General features: G+C 62.3%; 6 protein-coding genes. 5 read left to right on the top strand and 1 reads right to left on the bottom strand.

Annotated elements, in window-relative coordinates; translation table 11 throughout:
• From ACMLHZ_RS01615 to ACMLHZ_RS01595, 5 genes are all read left to right on the top strand, one after another.
• On the top strand, window positions 1-931 hold a 931-nt coding region (locus ACMLHZ_RS01615), incomplete at its 5' end, for an ATP-dependent DNA helicase (protein ID WP_418666068.1).
• Window positions 928-1644, top strand: coding sequence for a ComF family protein (locus ACMLHZ_RS01610; RefSeq protein ID WP_418666067.1), 717 nt, complete (start codon window positions 928-930; stop codon window positions 1642-1644). The genes ACMLHZ_RS01615 and ACMLHZ_RS01610, both read left to right, overlap by 4 nt.
• A gap of 45 nt (window positions 1645-1689) precedes the next feature.
• Window positions 1690-2712 carry a rod shape-determining protein gene (locus ACMLHZ_RS01605; protein ID WP_418454524.1) on the top strand — a complete coding sequence of 341 codons (1023 nt, stop codon included), beginning with the start codon at window positions 1690-1692 and terminating at the stop codon, window positions 2710-2712.
• Between the two features lie 190 nt (window positions 2713-2902).
• Entirely contained in the window at window positions 2903-3295 is a 393-nt protein-coding gene (locus tag ACMLHZ_RS01600) for an OadG family transporter subunit (RefSeq protein WP_177562533.1), read from the top strand.
• Window positions 3296-3310: 15 nt separating this feature from the next.
• The gene (locus ACMLHZ_RS01595; protein WP_418666066.1) at window positions 3311-4564 is read left to right on the top strand and encodes a sodium ion-translocating decarboxylase subunit beta; all 1254 of its coding nucleotides are present in this window, start codon (window positions 3311-3313) and stop codon (window positions 4562-4564) included.
• Window positions 4565-4775: 211 nt separating this feature from the next.
• Here ACMLHZ_RS01595 and ACMLHZ_RS01590 read toward each other — a convergent pair.
• A partial coding sequence (locus ACMLHZ_RS01590; protein WP_418666065.1) for a phosphotransferase occupies window positions 4776-5501 on the bottom strand: 726 nt, incomplete at its 5' end.

The raw sequence follows: 5501 nt of genomic DNA, 5'->3' as shown, positions 1-5501 counted from the left end.
GAGCATGGTGGACGTGAAGCTGTTCCAGAGCCTTTTGGCGGCTCTCAAACACGGGTGCCGCATTGTGATGGTGGGCGACGCGGACCAGCTGCCCAGCGTGGGGCCCGGCAACATTTTGGGCGAGGTGGTGCGCAGCGGGGCGGTGCCCACGGTCTGCCTGACCCGCATCTTCCGGCAAAGCGCCAGCAGCCTGATTGTGGAGAACGCCCACCGCATTGTGCAGGGACTCATGCCCCAGCGGGGCGATAAAAACAGCGACTTTTTCTTTTTGCAGGCGGCCGGCCTTGCCTGCCAGCAGCTGGTGTGCGACCTGGTGAGCGCCCGGCTGCCCAAAAGCTACGGGCTGGACCCGGTGCGGGACATCCAGGTGCTTTGCCCCACAAAGCTGGGGCCGGTGGGCACCGCCGCGCTGAACCAGCGCCTGCAGGAGCTGCTGAACCCGCCCCTGCCGGACAAGCCGGAATTGCAGATGAACGGCCAGACCTTCCGCCTGGGCGACAAGGTAATGCAGGTGCGCAACGATTACCTGATCCCCTATGAACGGGACGGCGGCGAGGCGGGCGTGGGAGCCTTCAACGGCGATATGGGCGTGATTTTGAAGGTGGATGCGGCCGAGCGCACGCTGCTGGTGCAGATGGACGACCGAAAACTGCTTTACACCCCGGAAAACATTCCCGAGCTGGAGATCGCATACGCTGTTACCGTGCACAAGAGCCAGGGCAGCGAGTTTGCCGCGGTGGTGGTGCCAGTGAGCGACACACCCCCCAAGCTTTGTTACCGCAACCTGCTGTACACAGGCGTGACCCGGGCAAAGCGCCTGTGCGTTTTGGCGGGGCAGGGGGCCACCGTGCAGCGCATGGTGGAAAACGTGCGCCAGAACCTGCGCTACAGCTGCCTGGCCGACCTTTTACAACACGGGGGCGAACAGTGAGCGGGCCGGGAATCCTGCGCCCCGCCCTGGCGCTGCTGTACCCCCGGCGGTGCCCGTTCTGCGACGGGGTGCTGGGCCTGTGCACCCGCTGCGAGGCGTGTGAAAAAGAGGCGGCGGCCCTGCGGCTGCCGGTGCCGAGGCTGGCGGCGGGCGACCACCATTTTGGGCGGCTGGCCGGCGCGGCGGCGCTGTACCGTTACAAGGGCTGCGTGCGCACCGCCGTGCTGCGCATGAAGAACGGCGGCCGTGCCTGCTATGCCGGGTACTTTGCGGCGGAGCTGGCGCAGGCAGTTTTTGGTTGCACATTGGCGCAAAAACGTGGTATAATAACTCTTAAGACCCCGCCGCCGCTGGCCCGCTTTGACCTGGTGACGCCCGTGCCGTCGGCACGGGGCGGCGCACGGGGATACAACCCGCCGGACCGACTGGCAAAGCCGCTGGCGGCGTATCTGCAAACGCCCTATCAGCCCCGCGCGCTGCAGAAAAGCCGCCGCACGGAAAAGCAGGAGGGCAAAAACGCCCGCGAACGGCTGGAAAATGTGCGGGGGGCGTTTACCGCGCAGCCTGCCCTGGCGGAAGGGCGGCGGGTGCTTTTGGTGGACGACGTGATCACAACGGGGGCCACTGCGGCCGCCTGTGCAGAGGCGCTGCTGCGGGCCGGCGCGCTGGAAGTATTTGCCGTGAGTGTGGCTGAAACCCCCTTGAGCAGTTGAAACGGAACATTTTGGTGTGCGGATCAATAAAGGAGAGGGCAAACTATGGCACAAAACGATATTGGAATCGATTTGGGCACCACCAGCATCATTGTGGCGCTGGAGGGAAAGGGCGTGGTGCTGAACCAGCCCAGCGTGGTGGCGGTGGACCACCGCAAGGACCAGGTGCTTGCCGTGGGCGACGAGGCGCTGGCCATGGTGGGGCGCACCCCCAACTATATCGCGGCTGTGCGGCCCCTGAAGGATGGCGTTATCTCAAACCACATGCTCACCAAAGAGCTGATCTGCCGCTTTGTGAATAAAGTTTACGATTCGCACCTGATCAAGCCCCGGGTGGCCGTGTGTGTGCCCGCGGCCATTACCGGCATTGAGAGCGACGCCGTGGTGGAGGCCGTGGTCGCCGCCGGCGCCCGGCAGGTGTTTTTGATCGACGAGCCGATTGCGGCCGCCATTGGCTCGGGCATTGATGTGCGCGAGCCCTCGGGCCACATGGTGGTGGATATCGGCGGCGGGACCACCGACATCGCCGTGATCAGCATGGGCGGAAAGGTGCGCGCCACCAGCGTGAATGTGGCGGGCAACACCTTTGACGACGAGATTGTAAAGCTGCTGCGCCTGAAGTTCAGCGTGGCCATTGGCCTGCGCACCGCCGAGGAACTGAAAAAGGAGATCGCCTGCTGCCGGCCGGGCACATTTGCCGATTCGATGGAAGTAAAGGGCCGCAGCCTGCTGACCGGCCTGCCCCAGCGCCTGACGGTGACCACAGAGGATCTGTACGAGGCGGTGATGCCGCTGGCGGAGCAGATCGCAGCGGCGGCCCACCAGGTGCTGGAAAAGACCCCGCCGGAGCTGGCGGGCGATATTTATACCGACGGCGTGATGCTGACCGGCGGCGGCGCCATGCTGAAAGGGCTGGACGAATACCTGGCCCAGCAGCTCAAGGTGAGGGTAAGGGTCGCGCCGGACCCCATCAACTGCGTTGCCCTGGGCACTGCCCGCTGCCTGGTGATCGGCGAGGAGCTGGAGAGCGGTTTTCAGGACGCGACCCCGCGCCTGGGCCGCCGCTGATCCGGGCGCTGCCCGCCCCATAAAAAGCAAAGGCAAAAGGGAAAACGGAGAGCGTTCCCTTTTGCCTTTTTAATTTGCACAAATGCTATTTTTTTAACGTGAAAAGGGATTCGAGCTTGAAAGAAAAGGGGCGATCCGTTATAATGTTACAAGATATCGTTTGAAAGTTTTTGTTGGAGGAGGCCGTACCATGAAAGCGTTCCTTGCCGCAGCAGCGGTCACGTCCGCTGAGCCGTCGGTGGCGGTGGTCGCGGGCACGGGCATCTCGCTGGTGTTCCTGATCCTGGTCCTGCTCACCCTGATCATTACCCTGCAGGGGAAGATCTTTGGCGTGATTGAACAGCGCAAAAAAGCGAAGGCTGCGCCTGCACAGGCCGCAGAGCAAGCGCCGGCGCCCGCCGCGCCGGTTAAATGCCCGCCCTTTGTGGAGGAGGGCATTCCTGAGGAAGTGGTGGCGGCGATCGCGGCTGCGGTGGCGGCTTCCTCCGGTGGAAAGTATACCTTGCGTTCGCTCACCCGGGCCGCTTCGGGCAGGGGCAGCTGGGGCGCAGCCGGTGCCGTGAGCGGCACCGAGCCGTTTTAAAGGGGGGCGTTGCAGATGAGCGCATTTTTTGATACCATTGCCAGCATCTGGCAAAATTCCGGCTTCAACGGCATTGCGGCCGACCCGCGCTACCTGGTCATGATCGTGGTGGCCTGCGCGCTGCTGTACTTAGCCATTGTAAAAGAGTTTGAGCCCCTGCTGTTGCTGCCCATCGCCTTTGGCATGCTGCTTGCAAACCTGCCGGGCAGCGGCATCATCCACATGCAGTTCTTTATTGATACCGCCACCGGGCACCCCCTGTGGACGGACATTCTGAACAGCGGCGGCCTGGCGGATATGCTGTACATGGGCGTAAAGCTGGGCATCTACCCGCCGCTGATCTTTTTGGGCATTGGCACCATGACCGACTTCGGCCCCCTGATCTCCAACCCCAGAAGCCTGCTGCTGGGCGCGGCGGCGCAGCTTGGCATTTTCAGCACCTTTTTCATGGCGAAATACATTGACATCCCCTACAACGCTGTGGTCGGCTTCCTGAACGGTACCTTTGGCTGGAACATCCAGGCGCTGGCACCCTTTACCGGGCCGGAGGCGGCTTCGATTGCGATCATTGGCGGCGCCGACGGGCCCACGGCCATTTATGTGACAACAATCCTGGCTTCCGGGCTGCTTGGTTCCATTGCGGTGGCGGCGTACAGCTACATGGCGCTTGTGCCGGTGATCCAGCCGCCCATTATGAAAGCGCTTACCACCAAGAAGGAGCGCAGCATTGTGATGACCCAGCTGCGGCCGGTGTCCCGCACGGAGAAGATCATTTTCCCGATCCTGTGCACCATCATCATCAGCCTGATCCTGCCTGACTCGGCTATTTTGATCGGTATGTTGATGCTGGGCAACCTGATGAAGGAATCCGGCGTGGTGGAGCGCATCAACCGCACCGCAGGCAATGAGCTGATGAACATCATCACTATTTTCCTGGGGCTCTCGGTGGGCTGCACCACCAGTGCGGGTACCTTCCTTACCCCGCGCACGGTGCTGATCGTAATTTTGGGCCTGCTGGCGTTCTGCTTTGGTACGGCCGGCGGCGTGTTGTTCGGCAAATTGATGTGCTGGGCCACCCATGGCAAGGTGAACCCCCTGATCGGTTCGGCCGGCGTGTCCGCGGTGCCCATGGCGGCCCGGGTGTCGCAAAAGGTGGGCCAGGCCGAGAACCCGCAGAACTTCCTGCTGATGCACGCGATGGGCCCCAATGTGGCCGGCGTGATTGGCAGTGCGGTGGCGGCCGGTATCCTGATCAATATTTTCCGCTGAACAAGAATTTGAACGCACAAAGCGCCCCGCGCGATGGATCTCATCGCGCGGGGCGCTTTTATTTGTGCACAGAATTTTGGAGAGAGGGAAGGGGCCGCTCGTTTTTTGCGCCTGCCTAAAAAAGACGGGAAGAGGCTCGCGCTGCAAAAAGAAGCCCCGCCGGGCCAGGCGGCCGGCGGGGCGCAATGGATCGGGGTGCGGGTGAAGGGAATCAGGAATATTTTTTTACAATCTCGGCCATTTCGGCCCAGTGCTCTTCCATGTCGCGCACCAGCTTGAACTGGGTGCGGCAGCGATCCAGGTTCTGGCCCTCCCGGTGGGTGCGGAAGTAGTGGTCGCCCTCCAGGTAATCGGTCAAAAAGCGGATGCCGCATTCCAGGGTCATGAGCTTGGCGCCCCAGGGCAGGGTTTCTTTTTCCAGATCGGTCAGGGCGCTGCCCGCGGCCTGCAAAAAGCCTTTGGTGTAGCTCTCGAACAGGGGCAGGCTGAAGTTTACCTTGGCGAGGTCCGGCTCGTCCTCGGCGCAGTCGTTGGCGCCGAAGCGGATGGAGTCGCCGTAATCGTTGGCGGCAAGGCCCGGCATCACGGTGTCCAGATCGATCACGCAGATGCCCTTGCGGGTGGCCTTATCCATGAGGATATTGTTGAGCTTGGTGTCGTTGTGGGTCACGCGCAGGGGCAGTTTTCCCTCTGCCAGAAGCCCCACCATGTAACCGCAGTCCGCCTTGCGGGCCGTCACAAAATCGATCTCGGCCTGAATGCCTTTGGCGCGGCCGCACACGTCGGCAGCCAGGGCTTTTTCAAAGTTTGCATAGCGGTTCACGGTGTCGTGGAATTTGCGGATGGTCTCGTGCAAGGTGGCGGCGGGATAGCCGGCCAGCTGGCGCTGAAAGTTGCCAAACGCCACGGCGCTCTCGTAAAAATCCTGGGGAGTTTC

The sequence above is a fragment of the Allofournierella sp. genome, from assembly GCF_048388525.1.
Taxonomy (GTDB): domain Bacteria; phylum Bacillota; class Clostridia; order Oscillospirales; family Ruminococcaceae; genus BQOK01.
This window is presented reverse-complemented; position numbering and strand designations above follow the sequence as displayed.